The organism is Candidatus Avedoeria danica (assembly GCA_016703025.1).
GTDB lineage: Bacteria > Chloroflexota > Anaerolineae > Epilineales > Epilineaceae > Avedoeria > Avedoeria danica.
Map to the genome: position 1 here is coordinate 178,675 of JADJCV010000002.1, position 22,911 is coordinate 201,585.

Consider the following 22,911-nt stretch of genomic DNA (forward strand, 5'->3'; position numbering starts at 1 on the left):
GTGTGCCCGATGATGCTGCACGTCGCCGTCGGTCTCGTGCTGGCGTTGTCGACGCCCGTTACCCGCACGCTCGACGTCGGCCCCGATCGCACCTACCGCGACCTGGCCGCCGCGCTGACCGCCGCCCGCGACGGCGACACCGTTCGGGTGCACGGCGGGGTGCACCCCGGCCCCGTCGAGATCACGGCGTCCATCGCCCTCGTCGGCGAGGGCCGGCCGGTGATCGACGGCGGGGGCAAGGGGACCGTCGTCACGCTGCGGGCGGCCGGGGCGCGGATGTCCGGCTTCACGGTCACGGGCAGCGGCGACCGAAACGACAAGGAGGACGCCGGCATCGGCGTGTATGCCCCGGCGACGGTCGTCGACAACGTCCTTGAGGACGTGCTCTTCGGGATCGACGTCCAGCGCGCCCCGGGCAGTATCATCGCGGACAACACCGTGACCGGCCGCGACCTGCCGATGCCGCGGCGCGGCGACGCGATCCGCGTCTGGGAGTCGGCGGGCTCGCGCGTCGAGCGCAACCGCATCGACCGGTCGCGCGATGTCGTGATGTGGTACTCGAACGATGTGCAGGTCACGGACAACACCGTGACCCACAGCCGCTACGGTCTGCACTTCATGTACGCCACCGGCAGCCATGTCGTCGGCAACCGGCTGCACCAGAACGCCGTCGGTGCGTACGCGATGTACAGCTCGGACCTGGTGTACGTGCGCAACCAGCTCACCGGCAACCACGGCCCGAGCGGCTACGGGCTCGCGCTCAAGGAGAGCAGCCGGATCACGATCGAGGACAACGTCATCGCGGGCAACCGGACCGGGTTGTACTTCGACAACAGCCCGCTGGATGCTGGCACGGTGAACATCGTGGCGCGCAACACGATCGCTTACAACGACATCGGCATCGCCTTCGTCCCGTCCGTCAAGCGCAACGTGATCACCGCGAATCGGTTCGAGGACAACCTGCAGCAGGTGGCGGTCGTCGCCAGCGGCACGTTCGAGGGCAACGTCTGGACGCAGGATGGCGTCGGCAACTACTGGAGCAACTACGCCGGCTTCGACGCCGACGGCGACGGCGTCGGCGACATTCCGCACGCCGAGACCAGCCTGTTCCATAGCCTGCTCGAAGTCCACCCGACGCTGCGGCTGTTCACGCTCAGCCCGGCCCAGTCGGCGCTCGATCTGGCCGCGCGCGCCTTCCCGGCCTTCCGCCCGCCCGCGACGCTGACCGATACCGCCCCGTTCACCCGTGCCCCGACGGCCGCGCTGTCCGCCGTGCAACCGGCCATCGGACCGCTCATCGGGCTGTCGGCCGCGTGCATTGCCCTCGCTGCCGCCGCCATGCTGTGGGGCCGCCTCCTGGCCTCCTCCCCCCCGGCCTTCGGGTCGGCCGGCCGCATCTCGCCTCAGATCGCGTCGACCCGCCACCGGAGCCGTCCATGATCTTCGCCCAGGACCTCACCGTCCGCCTCGGCGGCACGACGGTGCTCGACGGCCTGGCGCTCGACGTGCCGGCCGGCGGCGGCCTCGCGCTCTGGGGCACGAACGGCGCCGGCAAGACGACGGCGCTGCGGGCGATGCTCGGCCTCCTGCCGTTCGGCGGCACGGTGCGCCTCGGCGGCCACGATGTGCGCCGCGACGGCCGCAGCGCGCGGGCGCAGGTCGGCTACGTGCCCCAGCAGCTCGCGTTCTGGGACGATCTCGGGACGCTCGAGTGCCTGCAGTGGCTCGCCCGCCTCCGCCGCGCGCCGATCGAGCGGGCGGCCGAGCTCTTGGAGCGCGTCTCGCTCGCGGAGCACGGTCGCAAGCGGATCGGCGAGCTCTCCGGCGGCATGAAGCAGCGCATGGCGCTCGCCGCCGCGCTGCTGGGCGACCCGCCGATCCTCCTCCTCGACGAGCCGACGGCCAACCTCGACGCCGCCGGTCGCGCGGACCTGCTGGCCCTGCTCGCCGACCTGCGCGGCGCCGGCAAGACGCTGCTCGTGACGACGCACCGCCTGTCCGAGGTGCACGCGCTGGCCGATCACGTCATCGTGCTCGAGGCCGGCGAGGTCCGGCTGTCGTGCGGTGCCGACGTGCTCGAGGCCGCGCTCTACCCGTACGCCACCCTCCGCCTCGTCGTCGCGCCTGCCGATGAAGCCGCCGCGCTGGCGGCGCTGGCCAAGGGCGGTTTCAAGACGCACGCGAACCGCCACGGCATCCTGGTGCGGGTCGCGGCCGGTCGCCGGGCCGCGCCGGTCGAGGTGCTCGTCGCCGCGGACGTGGCCCTCGAGGATCTCTGGGTGGAAGACAGTTGGGTGGAGGACGGTGCATGGACGCTCGGGTGATCGCCCTCGTGGCGCGCAAGGAAGTCCGCGACGCGCTGCGCAATCGCTGGTTCCTGCTGTACGCGGCCGGCTTCGCGCTGCTGGCGATCGCCCTGTCGCAGCTCAGCACGGGCGACAGCGGCACCGCCGGCTACGCCGGCTTCGGCCGCACCGCCGCCGGCCTCGTGAACCTCGTGCTGTTCGTCGTGCCGCTGATGGGCCTGACGCTCGGCGCGCAGAGCCTGGCCGGCGAGCGCGAGCGCGGCACGCTGGCGACGCTGCTGGCCCAGCCCGTGACGCGCACCGAGGTCCTCCTCGGGAAGTTCGGCGGCCTCGCGCTGGCCCTCGGCGCGGCGCTGCTGCTCGGCTTCGGCCTCGCCGGGGCATGGGTGGCGGCGCGCGGCGGCGGCGTCGAGGCCGGGGCATATGCCCAGGTCGTGGCTGCGGCGGCCCTGCTGGCGCTGGCAACCCTGTCCATCGGCTTCCTCATCTCGTCGGCGGCGCGCCGCACGAGCACGGCGACGGCGGTGGCGCTCTTCGTCTGGCTCGCCCTCGTCTTCGCCGGCGACCTCGGCCTGATGGGCAGCGCCATGACGATGCGGATGCCCGTCCGCACGCTGCTCGCCCTGACGCTGCTCAACCCGCTCGAGGCCTACCGGATCGGCGGGATCGCCGCGATCACCGGCGGCCTCGACGTCCTCGGGCCGGCCGGCGTCTACGCCGACCGCGTCCTCGGCGCGTCCCTCGTCGCCGTGCTCGCCGCCGTGCTCGTCGCGTGGTGCGTCGTGCCGCTCACCGCCGCCGGCGTCATCTTCGCCCGCCGCGGCATCCGCTGAGACCGTGGCATCCGCTGAGACCGTGGCATCCGCTGAGACAAGGGGTTCGAGGATGGGATCGATGAAGGCCCGCATGGGCCTCGCCCGTGCGCTTGCGATCGCCGCCACGGCCGCCGCCCTCGTCGCCGCCACCGCCGCCTGCGGACCGCCCCCTGACCCGCTCGCGCCGCCGGAGGTCGTCTACGGCGAGGATGTGTGCGACCACTGCGGGATGATCCTGTCCGAGGAGCGCTTCGCCGCCGCGACGATCGTCGAGATCGACGGCCAAGTCGAGCCGCGCCTGTTCGACGACATCGGCGACATGGTCGCCTACCACGCGGCGAACGGCGACCTCGTCGTGCGCCGCTGGTACGTCCACGACCACGACAGCGTGGCCTGGATCGATGCGGCAACCGCCCACTACGTGCGCGCCGAGGGCATTCGCACGCCGATGGGCAGCGGGTTGGCGGCGTTCGGGGATGCGGCGCGGGCGAAGGCGTTTGCGGTCGAGGCGGGGGGCGCGGCGTTGGCGTTCGACGACCTGTAGGGGTGCCCCTACAGGGGCGAACGCCAACCCATCACACCCCCAACACCCCCTCCACCCCCGCCATCAACGCATCGATATCCCCGTGCGTGTTGTACCCCTGCACGCTCACGCGCAGCAGCACCCGCGCGTTCCACGCCACCAACGGCACCTCGATCCCGAAGTCGTCGTACAGTCGGCTCTTGGCGGCCACGGCATCGATGGGCGGCAGCGTCACGGCGACCATCTGCGCATACCAGGTGTCGTCGTCGGGGTGGAGGGCCGTCACGCCCGGCAGCGCGGTCAGGCGCGCGCGCGTCTCGCGGGCCAGGCGGTGGCAGCGGGCGCGGACGGCGTCCCACTGGCGGTCGCGCTGGAAGTCGAGCGCCGCCGGCACGGACAGGTAGGCGGCGGGGTCGGCCGTGCCGGTCCACTCGTGCCGGGCCACGAAGGGGCTGTCGTACGGCCAGAACGCCGGCTCGGGCTCGAAGCCCCAGCTGACGACGAGCGGCTCGATCTGCGGCTGGAGCTCGCGGCGGACGTAGAGGAACGCCGCGCCTTTGGGGGCGCAGGGCCACTTGTGGAGGTTGCCGGTGTAGACGTCGGCGCCGATCGCCTCCATGTCCAGCGGCAGCTGGCCGGGCGCGTGGGCGCCGTCGATGACGGTCAGGATGCCGGCGGCGCGGGCGCGCCGGCAGATCTCGGCCACCGGGAAGATCACGCCGGTCGGCGACGTGATGTGCGACAGGAAGATCACGCGCGTCCGCGGTCCGACGGCCGCCCAGAAGGCGTCGACGAACGCGGCGTGCGTCGTGAGGGGGGCGTCGATCGGCACCGCCCGGTACGTGGCGCCCGTCTTGCGCGTGACGAGACGCCAGGCGCGGTCGCACGCGCCGTACTCGTGGTCGCTCGTCAGCACCTCGTCGCCCGGCCCGAGGGCCAGGCTGTGCGCGACGACGTTCACGCCGTGGGTGGCGTTGGGCACGAAGACGACGTCGTCGGGTGCGCAGCCGATGGCGCGACCCAGGTGCGTGCGCGCGGCGCGCATCAGGTCCGGGAAACGGCGGCCCAGAAAGGCGACCGGCTGGCGCTCGAGTTCGCGCTGCCAAGCCTGGTAGACCTCGAAGACGGGGCGCGGGCATGCGCCGAACGAGCCGTGGTTCAGGAAGACGATGTCGGGGTCGAGCAGGAACTCGGCCCTGAGATCGTCGGCCGACGGCACTTCGATGGCCGCGGGGGCGGGGGTCACGGCGGCACGGCTCGCGATCGCTGCGTTCATGGCAGTTGCGTTCACGGGAGCGGCAGGTCGATCTCGACCGCCGCGTCGTAGTCCACGCCCGGCACGTCGAAGCCGAAGAGCTGACGGAACGCCAGCTGGCAGCCGGCCCAGTCCGTCAGCGTGTCGAGGTGGTCGGTGTCGATGCGCGGCCAGCGGGCGGTGACCACATGCTGGATGTCCTCGTGCATCTCGCGGTCGTCGAGCCGGATGCGCCCTTGCGCGTCGAACGTCGGCTCCGCGCCCGGGCCGATGTGGTCCTCGAAAAGGCGGATCATCTGGTCGATCGCCTCCTCGTGCACGCCCTGCTCCTTCATCACCCCGTACGCGACGCTCACGTACAGCGGGACGATCGGGATCGCCGAGGCCGCCTGGGTGACGATCGACTTGTTCACCGAGACGTAGCAGTGCCCCTCGATCTCCCGCGCCAGCCGCGCGTCGAGCCGCTTGCACGTCGCCTCGAGGTCCGCCTTGGCCCGGCCGATCGTCCCGTGGTGGTAGTACGGCCACGTGACGTTCGGGCCGATGTAGGAGTAGGCCATCACCTTCGCGTTCCGCGCCAGCAGACCGGCCTCGAGCAGGGCGTCCACCCAACGCTCCAGGTCGGCGCCGCCCATCACGGCCACCGTGCCCTCGATCTCCTCATCCGTCGCCACCGGCACGTCGGCGATGACGACCTCGCCGGTGTAGAGGTCGACCGTCTTCTCCTGCACGGACTGGCCGATCGCCTTGAGGACGGAACGATGCGTGATGCCCGTCACCGGATCCGTCCGCTGCGGCGCGGCCAGGCTGTGGACGACGAGATCGATCGGGCCGAACTCGGCCTTCAACGTGGCCAGGGTCTGTTGCAGCACCTCGGTCGAGAAGGCGTCGCCGTTGATGTTCACCGCCTTCAGCCCGTCCGCCCGCGCCGCCTCGGTGAACGCGCGCGTGTTGTACCACCCGGCCGACGCCGTCCGTTCGCCCTTCGCCGGCCGTTCGTAGAACACGCCGAGCGTGTCCATGCCGTACCGGAACGCCGCGACGATCCGCGTCGCCAGCCCGTAGCCGGCGGACGATCCGAGGACCAGCGCCTTGCCCCCCGTCCAGCCCTCCGCGTCCCGGCGCGCGCGGGCGATCTGCCCAGCGACCATCTGCGCGCAGCCGACCGGATGGGCGCTGGTGGCGATGAACCCGCGCATGCGCGGTACGACGACCTGCTCGGCCATTGCGGCCTCCGTTTGGTGCGGGTGCTCTCAGCTGCGGATGCGATCGAATCGGCGGTCAGGTAGGGCGGGTTCGGTGCGCGACGCCGGTGCTCAGAGCGTGCCCTTCATCGCCCGATCGAACACGTCCTCGTAAGCGATGAACGCTTTCTCGGGATCGAAGATGTCAAGCGCGACGCCATGCCGCGCGCGATAGTCCGGCAGGTGGGTCGCGACCTCGATGATGCCCTCGGCAAGCGCCACCGGGTCCCGCGCCGCCACGATCCGGCCCATCCCGGTGACCTTCACGATCTCGCGCGCCCCAGGGATGTCGGCCGTGACGAGCGGCGTGCCGGCGCGGACGGCCTCGATCTGCGTCGACGGGAAGCAGTCCGAGCGGCTGGGCAGGGCGAAGATGTCGATCAGGCCGTAGAAGTCCGCCATCTTCTGATCGTCCGTGATGAGACCGAGCATCGTGAAGTGGTCGCGATGGGCCTCGAGTTCGGCGCGGTGGGCGTCGAAGAACGTCTCGTACGGGATCTCGCTCTCGCCGGCGAACACGAAGTGGGCGTTCGGGATCTTGGCCACGATGTCGGACACGGCCGCGAGCAGGAAATCGAACCCCTTCTCCTCGACGAACCGGCCGGCGAAGCCGACGAGCACCTTGCCGTCCAGCCCGAGCGCCGTCCGCCAGGCCGCGACGCGCGCGGCGTCGGGCGGCGGCTGGTCGACGGGGGCGTAGATGAAGTGCAGCTTGTCCCACAACGGCCGCAGCAGCGCCGACGACGCGGCATAGTCGCGCGTCTGCGGGATCACGCCCGTCGCCAGCCGCCCGGCCAGTCCGGTCGTGAGGTAGTAGCCCGCCTCGAGCGGCCGCTTGGCCGGCCCGGCCGGCAGGACGAGATCGCCGTTGTGCGTCAGGAACACCTTGACGCCCCGCGCCCGGGCGAGCGCCGTGGCCGGCAGGACCTCCGGGAACGGGATGTGGATGGACAGGACGTCGACGTCCTTCAGCAGCTGGTCCAGCTTCGGCAGCAGGCCGGGGGCGATGCTGGCCCGGCTGAGCTGATGCTTCACCGGCACGCGGTGGATGAGCACCCCGCGGTGGACCTCCTCCAGCGGCAGCGCCGGGTCGTGCTGCGTCGCCAGCGCATGCACCGTGTGCCCGCGCCGCGCCAGCCCCTCGGCGATACGCCGGGCGTAGGCGGTGAGGCCCGTCCAGTGGGGGTAGTAGTACGTGAGGAGGAAGAGGATGCGCATAGGGGGGCGATGATAGGTGGGGGGGCGGGTGGGGGCAAGGGATGGCACGGGCGGAATCGCGACTTGGGCGGCCAAAGGCCCTCATCCCCCAGGCACATCCTCTCCCGTTCGCCACCCTTCTTCCACCAACCGCCCCAACAACCCCACCACTTCCCCCCGCCGTTTGTGAACCGGCAGCACGATGACATCCCCCTCCCGCGCCAACCCGAGCGCCACCCGCGTCGCCGCCACCTCGTCCACCGCCGTCACGATGGCTGCGTCGGGTACGCCCAACGCCCGCAGCGCGGCCGCGAGCACCCGCGGCACCTCCCCTATCTCCCGCCCGCGCAGCATCTCGGCCAGCTCTTTGACGATGACGACATCCGGCCGCATCGCCAGCGCCGCCGCAGCCAGCTCGCGCAGGTCCTCGTCGCTCCGATCGCCCGCCTGCCCGAGGACGACGATCCGCCGCCCGCCCGCCAGCGTAGTGACGACGTCGGCCAGCGCCCGCAGCCCGTGCGGGTTGTGGGCGTAGTCCACGACGACGGTGCAGCCGCCGACATCGAACAGGTTGAGCCGCCCCGGGTTGTCCTCCGGCGAGCTCTGGAAATCCACCAGCCCGGCGCGGATCGCCGCGATTGGCAGCCCGAGCGCCGCCGCGACGCCGACGGCACACAGCGCGTTCGCCACGTTGTGCCGCGCCGCGCCGCCGAAGGCGATCGGGATCTCGTCGACGGTCGCCAGGCCGGTGCGCGCCAACCCGCCGTCGTGCCCGCCGTCATGCCCGCTCGCTTGCCCGCCCGCTTGCCTGCCGACGTTCGCACCGACCCCCTCGACGAGCACGATCTCGTCGCCGTCGAGCACGACGGCTCGCCCACCGCGGCCGACAGCCTGCACGACGACGTCGTTCTGCGGGTCGAGGCTGAACCATGTGACGGCCGACGCCACGGATGTCGCGCACGTCGCCAACGAGGCGTCGTCCGCGTTCAGCACGAGCGCCCCGGCCACCTTGGCGACGACGAGCTTCACCGCCGCCAGATCCTCGACCGTCGCCACGCCGAACTCGCCCAGGTGGTCCGCCGCGACGTTCGTGACCGCCGCCACGTCCGCGCGCGTCACCGCCAGCCCGCGCCGCAGCAGCCCGCCCCGCGCGGTCTCGAGGACCGCGATCTCCGTCCGCGCGTCGCGCAGCACCATCCGCGCCCCGCCCGGCCCCGACCAGTCGCCCTCGTCGATCACATCGCCCCCGACCCGCACCCAGTCCGTCGTGCAGACCCCCGCCACCCGCCCCGCCGCCCGGACCATCGCCGCGATGAGCCGCACCGTCGTCGATTTGCCGTTCGTCCCGGTGACGAGCGCGACGGGCACGTCGTGGATGTCCGGCCACGGGACGGCCGACGGGTCGGGGATTGCGTCGTGCACCGCGCCGATTGCGCCGCCCAAGCCATCCACGCCGTCGATGGACGGCGCGTCGACCGCCCCACCGCCGATGCGCCACGTCCTGCTGCCCGTCCCAAGGCCCACCGACACCTCGTCCGGGTCGATCAGGCATTGCACGCCATGCGATGCGGCCGCGTGGGCGAGCGCGACGAGCGACGGGTTCGCCTCGGCGGCGATGGCGGCGCGAAGGCGGGCGACGAGGGCGACGGGATCGGCGGGATCGGCGCCGGGATCGGCGGGATCGGCGGGATAGGCGCCGGGATCGGAGTCGGCAGCATCGGGATCGACGACTCCGGCCGTGGCCCCGGCTCCGACCGAACGATCGCCGTCCCCCGCCAGCGCCGCCCACGCCATCCCCCACGCCGCCTCGTTCACATCGCACGCCGCGTACAGCCCGTCGACCGGTGCCGCGAAGGCCAGCGAGACGCCGCCGGCGAACGTCCGCGTCGCCGTTGCCGCGCCGCCCCAGCCGACGGCCGCCAGCAGCCGCGCCGCCACGCGCGACCACGCGTCGGCGCACGCCTCGGGCGACGGGTCGCCGGGGGCATCGAGGGCAACGTCCAGGCAGGCGCCGGGGCCGTCGAGGAGGAGGTTGGGGCCGGTGAGGCGGCGGGAGTCGCGGACGTCCATGGGTTGGGGCCATAGTACATCGCTTGGCAGGGGAAGACGACGGCCCGCGCCAATGCATGGGCCCTCGACACCCCGGGGTAGTCGAAACGCCGGAGTGGCAGCACACTTCGTACCGGTCCGCCTGGGCGACCATCGTCTTCGCACCGCAGGAGCACCATGATGCCGCAACGTCCCGCGCCGACGTGCCGACGCTGCCACGCCGCGCGCGTCCTCGCCGTCGCCGCCCTCACCGCCGCGACGCTCGCCGTGGCCGTCGAGGGTCGGAGTTCGCCCATCGCCGCCCGGCCGCAGGCGGACACGCCGATGCGCCTGACGCCGGTCGACCAGCTCGGCGGCGCGGCGAGTGCCCTCGCCGCGGGGCGGATCGTTATCGCCGGAATTGGCCCGCGCGTGGTCACCGTCGATCCGGAGATCGGCATCGTCGGCCGGACCGACGTCTTGAACGGGATCGTCCGCGACGTCGCTCTAGACGATGACCGTGCGGTCGCCTACGCAGTCCTCGCGGACGGCGACGAGGCTGGGGACCGCGGTGGGATCGTGATCATCGATATCGCCGAACCGCGCCACCCCAAGCTGCTTGGCGCCGTGGAGGCCGATGCAGGCTACGTGGCCGTAGCCACCGTGCCGGGCTTCGTCCTGGCTGCTGGCAGTTGGGGCTGGCAGGCCACGGCGAACATCCGGCGCGGCGTCGTCGATGTCTACGATGCGCGGCTGGCGGGCTCACCGACGCGCATCGCCCGCCTGACGTTCGAGCACGCCGTGGACGATGTCGCGATCGTGGGCGACGTCGCGTACGCGATCCATCGACGCTTCCGGGATGCCGAGGCTACCGCAATCCGGTCGATCGACATCGGCCGGCCAGCCAACCCCGTCCGCCGTGCTGCGACGACCGTGCCCGGAGCGCCCAGCCGGATCGCCGCTGCGGGCGACGGCCGGCTCTGGGTCACGAGCGGGCCGAGCGGCCTGCGTGCGCTCCGGGACGCACCGGACGGCTCGTTCGCCTCCGTGGGTCGCCTCTTCGCGGACGGCTGCGCCGACGATGTCGGCTTGGACGCTGGCGGCACGCGCCTGGCGGTGATCGACCGCTGCGCGGGCGAACTTCGGCTGTACTCCGCCGCGGGCTGGCCGGTGCTCCTCGACCGCGCGCCCGTCGCGTCGACCTCCGCCGCCGTCGCGTGGTCGGGCGACCGGATCGTCGTCGCCGGGGGTGCGGCCGGGGGCCTGGCCACGTTCGCCGCCGACGGCGACGGCCTGCGGCGCGTCCGCGACGACACCGGCGTCGGCGCGCTGCACGCGCTCGCCGTTGTGCCGCGCGGGCTCGTCGGCGTCGGGCCTGACCGGCTGACGACGCTCGCGTGGCCGGCCGGCGTGCTCTCGGCCGTCGAGCTGAGCGGCGGCGTCGACATTGCCGGAGCGCACGGACTGGCGGTCTCCGGCGGCCGGGCATACGTCGCGACGGGCGAGCGCCGCCGCGTCGCCGTCGCCGACATTGGCGATCTCGACGCACCGCGCGCCGTGCCGGAGGCCGACGTCGTGCTGCCGGGCCCGGCGCAGGCGATCGTCGCGGACAACGGGGATCCGGCCACCGTCGTCGTCGCGACGTCAACGGATGCCGGGCCGCGGATCGCCGTGCTGTCCGCGGCGTCGGGCGCGCCGAGGGCCGTCGGCACGATCGACGGCGTGTTCGCCGACGTCCTCGCGCTGCGCGGGCCGCGGCTGTTCGTCGGCAGCGGCAACGGACTGCGGGCGTTCGACATTGCGGATCCGTCCGCGCCGCGCGCGCTCGGGTCCCCGGGCGGCATCGGCTTCCCGGGCGATTCGCCTTTCGCCCTCGTCACCGACGCCCGACGGGCGTACGCGACGCACGGTATGGACTTCTTCGCGTGCCCCACCTTCGCCCCGTGCAGCGGCCTCGCGACCTACGATGTGTCGGACCCAGCCCTGCCCAGGAAGGTCGCGGACTTCTTCCTCGGCGGCGACGAGTCGCCAACCGGGCTCGCCGTGGCGGACGAGAAGCTGTTCGTCGGCGGCAGCGAGGCCCTCCGCGTGTTCGACGCCGACGCGATCGACGAGCACATCCGCGTCCTGGCCGAGGCCTCTTCGCCTGGCACGGTCCGATCCATCGTCGTCCGACCGCTCGACGCGCAGCGCGCGCTCGTCGTCGCCGCCGACGGCGACGGCGGCCTCGCCGTCTATCGACTCGAACCCGCCACGGACCCGACGTCACAGCCGACGCCCTCGGCGACCGACCGGCTGATCGGCACGGCCCCGCCGATCACGCCTGGCCCGTCGCGGACCGCCTCGCCCCCCCCACCGCGCCGCACTCTGGCCGGCCCGGTCCGCCGGGTGTACCTGCCCGCCGCGCACCGGCCTGGATCGCCCGCCGGAGCAGCACCGCCCTTCAGCACGCCGCCACCCTCGCTCGTCCTGGCGGACGTCTTGGGCGGGCCGTCACGGGCCGCCGCGTGGCACGGGCGGTACCTCTATCGCGCCCAAGCCGGGCGGGTGCTCGTGGTCGACGCAACCGCGCTCGAGCTGCCGGTGGCGGTCGGACGGACGGAACTGCTGCCCGGCCTCATCTTCGACCTCAGGGTGGCCGGCGAACGGCTCTTCGTCGCCGCCGGGGATGCCGGACTGGCAGCCTACGACATCACCGCGCCCTCGACGCCCGCCCTCACCGACCGCATCCCGACGGGCGACGCGGCGTACGGCGTGGCCGCGTCGCCGGAGGGACTCGTCGCCGTCGCGGCCGGTGACGCCGGCCTGCGCCTGTTCGAGGTCGGCCCGCAAGGGCGGCTCGTGGCGCGCGGACGCCTCGAGTTCCCGAACCGGGCGATGGGCGTTCGGCTGCACCGGGGCCATGCCTACGTGATCTTCGCGGACGGCTCGCTGCCGATCCAGGTGGTAGACGTCCGCGATCCAATGGCTCCCGTTCTCGTGGCCGCCCTCGACCACGAGAACGGTGCGAGCGCGGGCTTCCACATCGGCTTCGCCGGCGATCGAGCGTACGTCGCGACGTGCTACAACTGCCTCGAGATCTACGAGATCGCCGCGCCCGACGCGCCGCGCCTGACGGCCGCCATGTTCGACGTCACACCGCACGCACTGGCCGTTGCGGACGGCCGACTGTACACGGCCGGGGACTCCGGCCTGAGCGTCTACGACCTCGCCAGCCCGGACGAGCCGGTGGAGGTCGGGAGCGTGCCGCTCGATCGACCAACCCGCGAGCTGGTGGTGGATGGCGGCCGCGTCGCCGTCGTCACGAGCGACGGGACGTCCAACGAGGAGGACTTCGGCTTCGACAACGGCGGGGGTCTCGTCCTCTTCGACGCCCGCGTCGCGGCGCAGCCGCGGCGCGCCGTCGCCCTGCCCAGTTCGTTCGACGCCGGCATGCTCCTGCCGACCGGGCGCCCGGACCGCCTCTACCTTCGCACGACGGAGGTAGTGTCGGGGGACAGCGGCCATGGGGACGCTGGCGCCCAGTTCACGACCTCGACGAAGATGCACGTGCTCGATGTCGCCGACCCGCGGCGCCTCCGGCTGGCGGAGCCCGTGCCGATCCTCGACCGGGTCGAAGCGCTCGTCGTCGAGGATCGGACGGGCTACGCGATCATGAGCGAGGGCACGACCGCGGCGTCCCTCGTCGTGCTCGACCTCGCCGACGTCGCGGCGCCCCAGCGGCGTGGCGCCGTCGCGATCGATCTCGGTTGGAGCGCCGTGGCCGTGTCAGGCGGCGTGGCGTACGCCGCCACCAGCGTTAACCGGGAAGGCGTGTGGTCGTCGACCTTCATGACCATCGACGTCAGCGATCCGGACACGCCGCGCGTGCTGGGTCGCCTCGCGTTCGACGGACCGCTGTCGAGTCTCGCCGTGGCCGGCCACCTTCTCTGGGCGCGGTCGTTTGGCGCCGTCGCTCGCTTCGACGTCGGCGACCCGACCCGGCCGCGGCTCGAGCGTCGCCTCGTGCTGCCGTTCAGCAGTGTGTACGGTGCGGACTTCGTCGCCGACGAGCGCGGCGCCTGGGTGGCCACGTCGGCCGGGCTGATACGGATCCCGGCGGATGCCACGGACGCGGCGCAGGCGACGGTGGCGGCGCCGGGCGCGTACGTCAGCCTCGCGACCGACGGCAAGGACCGGCTCGTGGCGGCCGGCAACGGCGTGGCCGTGTTCGACATACATGCCGACCGGGTGGCGCTGTTGTACGCGTTCGACGCCCCTGCTTACAAGCCGGTCGACCCGTTCCAGGTCTTCACGGCCCTACCTGTCGCCGACCATATCGTGGCCGCGTTCGCCCCGTCGCACAGCAGTTCGGCCATGGCCTTGGCCGCGCTCGTCCCCGAGGCACCGTCCCGGTGATCACGGCGGCCGCGGTGACCGCCTACCACTCCCCGGCGTACCGGACGTCCCACGCGCGGCCACCGTCCCCAGCGCCCGCACCAGCAGCCTCGCCCGCCGCCGCGTCTTCGCCGCCGGCGACATTGGCACCCCCGCCATCGTCGCGCCCGCCATCGCCCACGGCCCCGTCGACCCCACCCGCCATGGCCCCATACCGCAACTCCACGATCTGCCGCACGTGCAGCAGATCATGCGCCAGCCACGACGCCATCAGATCACCCGCCCGGATCGTGAAGCCGGCCGGATGGCGCGCCGCGTTGTCCCACGCCGGATCGACGAGGCGGTCGGCCGCGCCGTCGACACCCGCACTCGCGAGCCCGCCCAGCCACGCCAGCGACCGCTCCCGCTCCGCCAGGAAGTCCGCGAGCGCCGCTCCCAGATCGCGCGACGCGTAGTCCCGCGCCGTCACCCAGCCGCCCGGGTCGATCGGCGGCCATGGCAGCGTCGGGTCCTGGAGCGTCAGCGCGACGCGGGTCCGGAAGTCGTCCCGCTCCTCGTCGGCCAGGTGGCAGACCACCTCCAGGATGGTCCACGCCTCGGGCGACGGCTTCCAGCGCGCCCCGTCGCCGTCGACCGGCCGGACGAGCGCGGCGATGGCGTCGGCGTTGGCGGCGAGCTGTTCGCGGGCGGCATCCAGGTTCATGCGCTTCTCCTTCGAAGGACGCGGGCGCTGATCGAGGCGCCGCAACGATCCCATCGCCGTAGAATACTCCGCACCCCCACCCCCCACGCAAGGAGCCCCGACCCCATGATCCTCGGCTGGGACCCCGCCCGCGTGCGCGTCTTCGTCGTCGGCATCCTGGAGTGGCGCCACGCCGATGACTACCCGCCGTTTCCCCAGGAGCGCCGCCGCGACCAGCGGCTCGTCGAGCACTTCCGGGCGCAGGGCATCCCCGCCGATCAGATCGTCTACCTCCAGGACCGCGCGGCGACGACCGCGACGGTCCGCGACGCATTCGACGACCACCTGGCCGCCGCCCGCCCCGGCGACCTCCTCGTCGTCTACTTCGCCGGCCACGGCGCACGCAGCGACCGCGGCGTGACGTACTTCGCCAGCCACGACGCCGGCGACCCGCGCAACCACGGCTGGCCGGTCGCCGAGATCCCGAAGGCGATCGAGCGCCACTTCGGCGGCTCCCACGCCCTCCTCCTGGCCGACTGCTGCTACTCCGGCGGCCTGGCCGACGCCGTCGACGACCACGGGGATCGGGTGGCCTACGCGACCCTCGTCTCGTCGCTCGCCAGCGAGCTGTCCACCGGCAACTGGACGTTCACCGAGGGCATCTACGCCGCGCTGCGCGGCCAAGCCTACGCCGACTCGGACGGCAGCCGGACGATCACGCTCCGGGAGATGGCCGATCAGGTCGCCGCCAACCTTGCGTTCGCGGAGGAGCAGCTGGCCACCTTCCGCATCGTCGGCGACTTCGACCCGCAGACGATCGTCGCCGCCGCCCGCCCCCGCCCCAGCGCCGACGTCGGCCGGCGGGTCGAGGTGCTCCAGAACGATGTCTGGTACCCGGCGCAGATCATCGACAGCGGCGGCGGCCGGTTCCACGTCCACTACTTCGGCTACGACGACACGGACGACGAGTGGGTGACCGCGGACCGCATCCGGGAGGCGAAGCGGCCGCGCTACCCGGCCGGCACGCTTGTGGAGGTCCTGTGGAACAAGGAGTGGTACCCCGCCCGCGTTCACGACTGCATCGCGGGCGTCCACCACATCCACTACGACGGCTACGACCACAGCAACGACGAGTGGGTGTCGACGGCGCGGATCCGACCGCGGGCGAGGTCGTAGTCGCGACGAACCGCCCGGCGAAATCGAACGTTTGTTCGGAACCGAGGATCGTGCCATACTCGCGCCGAGCATCGCTCCCCGAGTCTTCCCCACGCCACGCACCACAGGAGGCAGTTACGATGAGCACCCTCGACCAGGCCCGCGACACCCAGCTGCGCAACATCGAAACGAAAGCCGGCAAGTCGCTCGACGAGCTGCGCGCCCTCCTCACCGCCACCGGCCTGGCCAAGCACGGCCAGCTGCGCGACTGGGCGATGGCCAACCTCGGCCTCGGCCACGGTGACGCGAACACGCTCGTCCACATGGCCCTCGCCACGGACGGCCAGACCGCTGCCGAGGCCAGCGGCGCCTCGATCGACGACGTCGTCGCCGAGATCTACGCCGGCCCCAAGGCCCACATGCGCCCGCTGCACGATGCGGTGATGCGCGCCGCCCGCGGCCTCGGCGACTTCGAGATCGCGCCCAAGAAGGGTTACCTCAGCCTGCGCCGCAAGAAGCAGTTCGCCATGCTCGGCCCGGCCACGAACACGCGCTTCGAGGTCGGTCTGAACATGAAGGGCGTCGACGGCACGGACCGCCTGATCGCCCAGCCGGCCGGCGGGATGTGCCAGTACAAGGTCAAGCTGGCGGACGCGGGCGAGGTGGACGAGTCGCTGGCGGGGTGGTTGCGGGCGGCGTACGAGCAGGCGGGGTGACGGTGTGGGGTGACGATGCGGACGGTGCGGGACGGCGGCACTCAACCCTCGCTCGCCCGCGCCATCGCCTCGTCCCAAGCCATCGCCCGTCCCACGGCCGTTGCCGCCGCGTGCGTCGCAGGGTCCAACGCGGCGGCGACGCGGGCATGCGCATCGTCCTGGCAGCGCTGCTGGAGGAGCTCGAACGGGCGCCCGAGGGCGGCCAGCTTCGCCTCGGCCGCGGACAACAGCGTCGCGGCGCGTTCGGCCTCGCCGCGTGCGGCGGCCACCCAGCCGGCGGCGGCGACGCACAGCAGGATGCCCCACGGATCGTTCAGGACGCGCCGTCGCGCGAGGCTCTCCCCGAAGTCGGCGGCGGCGGTGGATACGTCGCCGGCGACGAGCGCCCCGCTGCCCTTGTTGAACCGCAGCGTTGCGACGATGTTGTCGGCGCCGTCCGGGAGAAGGTCCAGGGCGCGCTGGAACACGTGCTGCGCCGCGGCCGGCTCGTCTTGGAGGATGTCGACGATGCCGACGTTGTTCAGCTCGTTGGCGATTGCAAAGGTCCGCTCCGGACCGGTCTCCTCCTCGGCCAGGGCGAGGCTGGCGACGTAGTGCGTCCGGGCCTCCGCGAGGTCACCGGACAGGATCGCGACGAGGCCGTGGAGGTTATGGATGTGGCGCATGCCGGCCCGGGACAGGCCGTCGCCGACGTCGGCCACGCAGGCGTCGAGCTCACGGCGCGCCGCGACGGGGTCGCCGAGGCGCATGAGGAGAACGGCCAGGCCGTAGCGGACTCGCCCGCGCAGCATCCGATCGGCGTCGCCGCCGGCGGCGATGGCGTGCTCCAGCCGGGACCGCCCTTCGGTGAGGATCGAGCGCAGCTCCCAGAACCGCCAAAGCAGCGCGACGATCCGGAGCGCTTCCGCCGCGGCATCCCCCTGCGCCGTGTCGAGCGCGGCGCGGAAGTTGTCGTGCTCGAGGTCGAAGCGGACGAGGGCCTCCGCACCGCGGGTGGAGTTCAGGTGCGGCTCGAGCTCCGCCACGAGCGCGGCGTAGTACGCCCGGTGCCGCGCCCGGGCACCGTCAAGCGTGCCCGCCGCCTCCGCGGCCTCGTGCGCGAAGGCGCGTACGGACTCGGACAGGCCGAAGCGCACCTCGGCGCCCGATCCGGTCGTCGCGGACGGCGCGGACGGCGCGGACGAAGCAGATCGCGCGGCGGGCGCAGCGGGGCGGTCCGGACCGCCCATCGTCAGGGCGGCCTCGTGGGCGAAATCACGGACGGACTCGAGCATCCCGAAGCGGATCCCGGCGTCCGTCTCGGTGGCCACGACGAGGGACTTGTCGACGAGGCGGGTCAGGAGGTCGAGCGTCGCCCACTCGTCCTCGGCGACGTCGGCGCCGACCGCGGCCGCGGCCGCGAGCGCCCAGCCGCCGCGGAAGACGGACAGCCGTTGGAGCAGCGCCTGCTCTTCGGTGGGTAGGAGGTCGTAGCTCCAGGCGATCGCGGCGCGCAGCGTCTGCTGCCGCGGCTCGGCGGTTCGGCTCCCGCCCGTCAGGAGCTGGAATCGCTGGTCGAGCCGCTCGAGGATCTGCGTGGGCGACATCATCCGCGTCCGCGCCGCCGCGAGCTCGATTGCGAGCGGGATCCCATCCAGCCGGCGGCACAGCTCGGCGATTGTGCCGGCGTTGTCCGTCGTGACGTCGAACCGCGGCACGACGGCCTGCGCGCGCTCGACGAACAGCCGGACGCCCTCCGCCGCCGCGATGGACGCAGGCGCGTCGTCCTCCGATGCCGGCAGACCGAGCGGCGGCACCGGGAACACGTGCTCGCCGGGAATTGCCAGCGCTTCCCGGCTCGTGGCGACGATCCGGACGTTCGGGCAACGCCGCACGATGGCCTCCGCCAGTCGGGCCGCGGCCTCGACGACGTGCTCGCAGTTGTCGAGCACGAGCAGCAGGCGCTTGTCCGCCAGGTGGTCCAGCAGCGCCGCCTCGATCGTCTGCCCCGGCAGCTCCCGCACGCCCAGTACGGCTGCAACGGTCGACGCGACGAGCTCCGGCGCGGCGAGCGGCGCCAGCTCGACGAACCACGTGCCGTTCGGGTAGTCGTCCAGCGCCGCCGCCGCGAGCTGCAGCGCCAGGCGCGTTTTTCCGGTGCCGCCGATGCCGGACAGCGTGAGCACCCGCGCCTCTGGCAGGCGCTCCAGCAGCGCTTCGAGCTCGCGCTCGCGGCCGACGAAGCTGGCCGTCTCGACGGGCAGGTTGTTCGGCCGCTGGCCCAAGCTGAGGAGCACGGGGAAGTCGTCCGGCAGCCCCGGCACGACGAGCTGGAAAACGTGTTCGCTGCGGCTCAGGTCGCGCAGGCGGTGTTCGCCGAGGTCGCGCAGCGAAGCGCCCGCCGGAAGGTCGTCGCCGACGAGGTCGCGGGCGGCGCGCGACAGGACGGTTTGCCCGCCGTGCGCCACGCCCATCAGCCGCGCGGTGCGGTTCAGCGGTGGCCCGAAGTAGTCCCCGTCCCGCTCGTCGGCGGCGCCGGCGTGGATGGCCGCCCGAATCCGCACGCCGCCGACGGCCGTCCAGTCCGTCTCGTCGATCGCCCGCTGCGCCACCGTCGCTGCGACGACCGCGGCCGATGCGTCGGTGAACGCCGCGCAGAACGCATCGCCCAGCGTCTTGAACACGTAGCCGCCGGCACCCTCGATCGCCGCGCGGACGAGCGCGTCGTGGCGCGCGACGGCCTCCGACATGGCCGCAGGGTCCGCGTCCCAGCGGCGCGTGCTGCCCTCGATGTCGGTGAACAGGAAGGTGACGGTGCCGGTGGGCGGGGTCATGGGGATGCGGACTCGCTGAGGCGATCGCGCGCGCGTAGAAGTTATCGGCCGGGCGAATGTTCGCCGAGCGCCGCTCATGATATAGATGTCGGCGACATCGATCGCGCCCGACGTCCTCGAACCTCCGGAGCTTCCGAATGACCAAGAGCCGCCTCGAAGCCTTCAGCGACGCCGTCATCGCCATCATCCTCACGATCATGGTTCTCGAGCTGCATCCGCCGGAGCACGGCGCGGGCCTCTCGTCCCTCGTCGCGCTGACGCCGGTGTTCCTCAGCTACGTGTTGAGCTTCATCTACCTCGGCATCTACTGGAACAACCACCACCACCTGTTCCAGATCGTCCACCACGTCGACGGCCGCGTCTTGTGGGCCAACATGCACCTCCTGTTCTGGCTGTCGCTCGTGCCCTTCGCCACGGCCTGGATGGGCGAGAGCGGGTTTGCGGGCGACCCGGTCGTTCTCTACGGCGTCGTCCTGCTGATGGCTGCCGTGGCGTACTTCATCTTGACCCGTGCCCTTCTGGCCGGCCACGAGCGCGACTCGGCGCTGGCGACGGCGCTCGGGCGCGACTTCAAGGGCAAGATCTCGCTCGCGATCTATGCCGCCGCCATCACGCTGGCCTTTGCCGCACCATGGGCCTCGTGCGCGCTCTACGCGCTGGTGGCCATCATCTGGCTCGTGCCCGACCGCCGCATCGAACGAACGCTCGGGAGGACCGATGGCTGAGCTCAAGACCCGGCGCACCGACGCCAGCGTGGCGGATTTCCTGGCCGCGATCCCGGACGAGGGTCGGCGCGCCGACTGCCTGGCCGTCGCCGACCTCATGGCCGGCGTCACCGGCGCCGAGGCCGAGATGTGGGGGCCGGCCATCGTCGGCTTCGGCCGCTACCACTATCGCTACGCCAGCGGCCGCGAGGGCGACTGGTTCCTGGCCGGCTTCTCGCCCCGCAAGCAGAACCTGACGCTCTACCTCATGTCCGGGTACGACGACTACGAAGCGCTGCTGGCCCGCCTCGGCAAGCACACGATCGGCAAGTCGTGCCTCTACATCAAACGGTTGTCCGACATCGATGTCGATGTGCTGCGCGAGCTTGTGACGGCGTCCGTGGCACACATGCGCGCGACGAACCCGTAGGACGAAGGATGCGATGACGCCCACCCACCGCCGCCCGACCGCCCTCCGCCCGCACCGAGTCCCCACGCCCTCCGCACGCGCCCTTGCCGCCGCGACGGCAGCGGCCGCCGTGACGCTCCTCGGCCCGACGGCCGCTCGCTCGATACCAGCCGCCCACTCGACGACCACCGCCCAGGCGCCGACCGCTGTCCAGCCCGTGCGCGGCGTCGCCGGCGACCTCTGGGCCGACACGATCCTCGGCCAGCCCGACTTCCACATCGTCACCCCCAACAAGGTCGTCGCGAACCGCCTCTTCAACCCCAACGGCGTGCTCGTCGATCGCACCGTCCAGCCGAACCGCGTCTATGTCTACGATGCCGGCAACAACCGCGTCCTCGGCCTGCGGCACCTCGGCACGTGCGCCGCCGGCCCGAGCGCCGGCGGCGCGTGCACGTCGAACGCGGACTGCCCGGGATCGACGTGCTTCCTCGACCGCGACAAACCGGCCGACATCGTCCTCGGCCAAACCAGCCTCGCCGGCGAGTCGGCCTGCAACGGCGACAGCGCGTTCCAGTCCTACCCCGTGCCGCCCGCGCCGAGCGCATCCACGTTGTGCCTGCTGCGGGTCGACCAGCTCAGCATCCTCGAGGGCGGCTCGGCCGCCACGATGGCCGTCGATCCGGCGGGCAACCTGTACGTACCGGACTTCTTCAACCACCGCGTCCTGCGCTACGACCGGCCGTTCGAGACGGACGCCGTGGCCGATCACGTCTGGGGCCAGGCCGACTTCAACGGCCAGGCGTGCAACCGCGGCCGCGGCTCCACCGGCCCGCCGGACGCCGAGAGCCTCTGCCTCGCGCCGCCGAACGGCCACGGCACGATCGAGGCCGGCGTCGCCGTCGACGGTGCGGGCAACCTCTGGGTGACGGACAAGCAGAACCACCGCGTGCTGCGCTTCCCGCGCGGCGCGGACGGCGACGTGCCGGCGCCCACGGCCGACCTCGTCCTCGGCCAGGGCGACCTCGTGGCCCACGGCAGCAGCGCCGACCTCGCCGGCCTGAACGCGCCCGGCGCCGTGCGGGTGGACGAGCGCGGCACGGTCTACGTGGCGGACACCTACAACAGCCGCGTCCTGGCGTACGAACCGCCGCTGCGCAGCGGGATGCCCGCCGGCTACACGCTCGGCAGCGGCATGGATCGCCCGCCCGGCCTTGAGATCGGCCCGGACGGCGACCTGTGGGTGAACGACGCCTTCAACCGGCGCCTCGTGCGCTTCCGCGGCCGCAACGAGGTCCAGGCGCTCGGCTACTTCGCCGGAGGCGATTGGGGCGGGCCGGGCATCGACCGCGACGGCAATGTGCTGCAGAGCGGCTGGACGCACCAGGCGCTGCTGCACCACCCCGCGCCGCCGCCGAACGCACGGTCGATCGAGCCGGACGCCTTCCTGCTCTCGTCCGCGCGCAACGTCCGCATGCCCAACGAGGTCGACGGCGGCCGGTTGTTCGTCGTGAACGGCATGACCATCGCCGGCGACCAGCTGATCGTCGCCGACCAGGATCGGCTGCTGTTTTGGAATCGGCCCTGGGATGCGGTGAACGGACAGCCGGCGGACGGCGTCGTCGGCCAGCCCGACGCGGTGACGATGTCGGGCGGCGGGGACTACTTCGGGCGGCTCGACGCCGAGTTCGTCTACCAGAACATCGGTCCGCTTCCGGCGCACCTGTGGGCACTGCACAGCGCCGGCGGTGCGACCCTTTCCTCGTACGTCATGCCGCTCACTGCCAGCGCCCAACCAAGCCACGTGCTGCGTTCGCCGGTGGTCGTGGATGGGGGCAGCCGCTCGTTCCATTGGTCCGCATCGGTCGCGATCGGCGACCTAGCCGTCGATGTCTCGGGCAACAGCATCTGGGTCTCGGATCGCGATTTCAACCGCGTCTTCCGCATCGCCAACGTGCAACCCGCAGGGGTACCGAGCGTCGACGTCGTGCTCGGCCAGGCGAACGATAACGGGCGCGCGTGCAACCGCGGCTGCGGCAGCCGCGCGCCCGCCCAGGACAGCCTGTGCGCGCCCGGCGGCCTGGCGTTCCAGGGTCTCGGCAACCTCGTCGTCGCCGACCACGCCCGCGAGTTCGACGGCAACCACCGCCTGCTCCTGTGGGATGGCGACCGCCTGCCGACCAACGCGCAGCGCGTGACGTTCGGCATCCCGGCGTCGCGCGTTTTCGGCCGCCAGGGCAGCTTCGAGGAGCCTGACTGCCGCTCGCCCCTCTGCGGGCCGTTCGATCCCGCCTTCTTCGGCAAGGACGGGCAAGTCACGCTCGCCATGATGAACCGAATGGTCGTCGGCGTGAACCCGTACATCGGCGGCCTGAACACCGCCCGCTTCCCGCTTCTCTTCGACGACGTCCTGGCCGACGGCCCGCCCCGCGACACCTTGCGCGACTACTTCTCGATGTCGCTCCAAGGCGCCTTCGACCGCTACGGCAACCTGTACATGTCGGACCACAACCGCAGCCGGATCCTGATCTACCGCGATCCGTTCGGGGACGGGGGCGGGATGCCGTCGGCGACGCCGACGCCGACGGCCACGACCGCAGAGACCGCCGTTCCGACCGCCACCGCCATCGCCAGCCGGATACCCTCGCAGGAGCCGACGCCCACCTTGAACCCGACGAGCGAACACAGCT

General features: G+C 72.5%; 15 protein-coding genes. 9 read left to right on the top strand and 6 right to left on the bottom strand.

Annotated features, from left to right (window positions below):
* The first annotated feature begins 9 nt into the window (after positions 1–9).
* From nosD to IPG72_01840, 4 genes are all read left to right on the top strand, one after another.
* Complete coding sequence (nosD, locus tag IPG72_01825; protein ID MBK6767774.1) at positions 10–1,440, top strand: nitrous oxide reductase family maturation protein NosD; 1,431 nt, start codon at positions 10–12, stop codon at positions 1,438–1,440.
* The gene (locus IPG72_01830; GenBank protein ID MBK6767775.1) at positions 1,437–2,324 is read left to right on the top strand and encodes an ABC transporter ATP-binding protein; all 888 of its coding nucleotides are present in this window, start codon (positions 1,437–1,439) and stop codon (positions 2,322–2,324) included. The genes nosD and IPG72_01830 overlap by 4 nt, the downstream gene beginning before the upstream one ends.
* On the top strand, positions 2,309–3,139 hold the full coding sequence (locus IPG72_01835; protein MBK6767776.1) for an ABC transporter permease subunit: 831 nt from the start codon (positions 2,309–2,311) through the stop codon (positions 3,137–3,139). Before IPG72_01830 ends, IPG72_01835 begins: the two co-directional genes overlap by 16 nt.
* Before the next feature lie 61 nt (positions 3,140–3,200).
* Positions 3,201–3,665 carry a nitrous oxide reductase accessory protein NosL gene (locus IPG72_01840; GenBank protein ID MBK6767777.1) on the top strand — a complete coding sequence of 155 codons (465 nt, stop codon included), beginning with the start codon at positions 3,201–3,203 and terminating at the stop codon, positions 3,663–3,665.
* A 31-nt stretch (positions 3,666–3,696) separates the two neighbouring features.
* On the opposite strand, the gene IPG72_01845 is transcribed toward IPG72_01840, so the two are convergent.
* The 4 genes from IPG72_01845 to IPG72_01860 form a co-directional block, all read right to left on the bottom strand.
* Positions 3,697–4,920, bottom strand: coding sequence for an aminotransferase class V-fold PLP-dependent enzyme (locus IPG72_01845; GenBank protein ID MBK6767778.1), 1,224 nt, complete (start codon positions 4,918–4,920; stop codon positions 3,697–3,699).
* Positions 4,921–4,931: 11 nt separating this feature from the next.
* On the bottom strand, positions 4,932–6,125 hold the full coding sequence (locus tag IPG72_01850; GenBank protein MBK6767779.1) for a trans-2-enoyl-CoA reductase family protein: 1,194 nt from the start codon (positions 6,123–6,125) through the stop codon (positions 4,932–4,934).
* 90 nt (positions 6,126–6,215) lie between these two features.
* Positions 6,216–7,361, bottom strand: coding sequence for a glycosyltransferase family 4 protein (locus tag IPG72_01855; protein MBK6767780.1), 1,146 nt, complete (start codon positions 7,359–7,361; stop codon positions 6,216–6,218).
* Positions 7,362–7,442: 81 nt separating this feature from the next.
* Positions 7,443–9,410 carry a Mur ligase gene (locus IPG72_01860; GenBank protein ID MBK6767781.1) on the bottom strand — a complete coding sequence of 656 codons (1,968 nt, stop codon included), beginning with the start codon at positions 9,408–9,410 and terminating at the stop codon, positions 7,443–7,445.
* Between the two features lie 159 nt (positions 9,411–9,569).
* Between IPG72_01860 and IPG72_01865 the strand changes: the two genes are divergently transcribed.
* On the top strand, positions 9,570–13,766 hold the full coding sequence (locus tag IPG72_01865) for a hypothetical protein (GenBank protein MBK6767782.1): 4,197 nt from the start codon (positions 9,570–9,572) through the stop codon (positions 13,764–13,766).
* A gap of 22 nt (positions 13,767–13,788) precedes the next feature.
* On the opposite strand, the gene IPG72_01870 is transcribed toward IPG72_01865, so the two are convergent.
* Complete coding sequence (locus IPG72_01870; protein ID MBK6767783.1) at positions 13,789–14,448, bottom strand: DinB family protein; 660 nt, start codon at positions 14,446–14,448, stop codon at positions 13,789–13,791.
* Positions 14,449–14,553: 105 nt separating this feature from the next.
* On the opposite strand from IPG72_01870, the gene IPG72_01875 reads away from it, so the two are divergent.
* Positions 14,554–15,603 (top strand): caspase family protein, encoded by a 1,050-nt coding sequence (locus tag IPG72_01875; protein MBK6767784.1) that lies wholly within the window; start codon positions 14,554–14,556, stop codon positions 15,601–15,603.
* Between the two features lie 119 nt (positions 15,604–15,722).
* Positions 15,723–16,298: a DUF4287 domain-containing protein gene (locus IPG72_01880; GenBank protein ID MBK6767785.1), complete on the top strand. Its 576-nt coding sequence runs from the start codon at positions 15,723–15,725 to the stop codon at positions 16,296–16,298.
* Positions 16,299–16,339: 41 nt separating this feature from the next.
* Here IPG72_01880 and IPG72_01885 read toward each other — a convergent pair whose 3' ends face one another.
* Entirely contained in the window at positions 16,340–19,111 is a 2,772-nt protein-coding gene (locus IPG72_01885; protein ID MBK6767786.1) for a tetratricopeptide repeat protein, read from the bottom strand.
* A gap of 137 nt (positions 19,112–19,248) precedes the next feature.
* On the opposite strand from IPG72_01885, the gene IPG72_01890 reads away from it, so the two are divergent.
* Together IPG72_01890 and IPG72_01895 are read left to right on the top strand one after the other, a co-directional pair.
* Positions 19,249–19,836, top strand: coding sequence for a DUF1211 domain-containing protein (locus IPG72_01890; protein ID MBK6767787.1), 588 nt, complete (start codon positions 19,249–19,251; stop codon positions 19,834–19,836).
* Entirely contained in the window at positions 19,829–20,245 is a 417-nt protein-coding gene (locus IPG72_01895) for a DUF1801 domain-containing protein (GenBank protein MBK6767788.1), read from the top strand. Before IPG72_01890 ends, IPG72_01895 begins: the two co-directional genes overlap by 8 nt.
* The last annotated feature ends 2,666 nt before the right edge of the window (positions 20,246–22,911 follow it).

Bases quoted from the DNA above. Each gene is read 5' to 3' on its own strand.
- nosD (MBK6767774.1), top strand. From the start codon at position 10: ATGATGCTGCACGTCGCCGTCGGTCTCGTGCTGGCGTTGTCGACGCCC.
- IPG72_01830 (MBK6767775.1), top strand. From the start codon at position 1,437: ATGATCTTCGCCCAGGACCTCACCGTCCGCCTCGGCGGCACGACGGTG.
- IPG72_01835 (MBK6767776.1), top strand. From the start codon at position 2,309: ATGGACGCTCGGGTGATCGCCCTCGTGGCGCGCAAGGAAGTCCGCGAC.
- IPG72_01840 (MBK6767777.1), top strand. From the start codon at position 3,201: ATGAAGGCCCGCATGGGCCTCGCCCGTGCGCTTGCGATCGCCGCCACG.
- IPG72_01845 (MBK6767778.1), bottom strand. From the start codon at position 4,920: ATGAACGCAGCGATCGCGAGCCGTGCCGCCGTGACCCCCGCCCCCGCG.
- IPG72_01850 (MBK6767779.1), bottom strand. From the start codon at position 6,125: ATGGCCGAGCAGGTCGTCGTACCGCGCATGCGCGGGTTCATCGCCACC.
- IPG72_01855 (MBK6767780.1), bottom strand. From the start codon at position 7,361: ATGCGCATCCTCTTCCTCCTCACGTACTACTACCCCCACTGGACGGGC.
- IPG72_01860 (MBK6767781.1), bottom strand. From the start codon at position 9,410: ATGGACGTCCGCGACTCCCGCCGCCTCACCGGCCCCAACCTCCTCCTC.
- IPG72_01865 (MBK6767782.1), top strand. From the start codon at position 9,570: ATGCCGCAACGTCCCGCGCCGACGTGCCGACGCTGCCACGCCGCGCGC.
- IPG72_01870 (MBK6767783.1), bottom strand. From the start codon at position 14,448: ATGAACCTGGATGCCGCCCGCGAACAGCTCGCCGCCAACGCCGACGCC.
- IPG72_01875 (MBK6767784.1), top strand. From the start codon at position 14,554: ATGATCCTCGGCTGGGACCCCGCCCGCGTGCGCGTCTTCGTCGTCGGC.
- IPG72_01880 (MBK6767785.1), top strand. From the start codon at position 15,723: ATGAGCACCCTCGACCAGGCCCGCGACACCCAGCTGCGCAACATCGAA.
- IPG72_01885 (MBK6767786.1), bottom strand. From the start codon at position 19,111: ATGACCCCGCCCACCGGCACCGTCACCTTCCTGTTCACCGACATCGAG.
- IPG72_01890 (MBK6767787.1), top strand. From the start codon at position 19,249: ATGACCAAGAGCCGCCTCGAAGCCTTCAGCGACGCCGTCATCGCCATC.
- IPG72_01895 (MBK6767788.1), top strand. From the start codon at position 19,829: ATGGCTGAGCTCAAGACCCGGCGCACCGACGCCAGCGTGGCGGATTTC.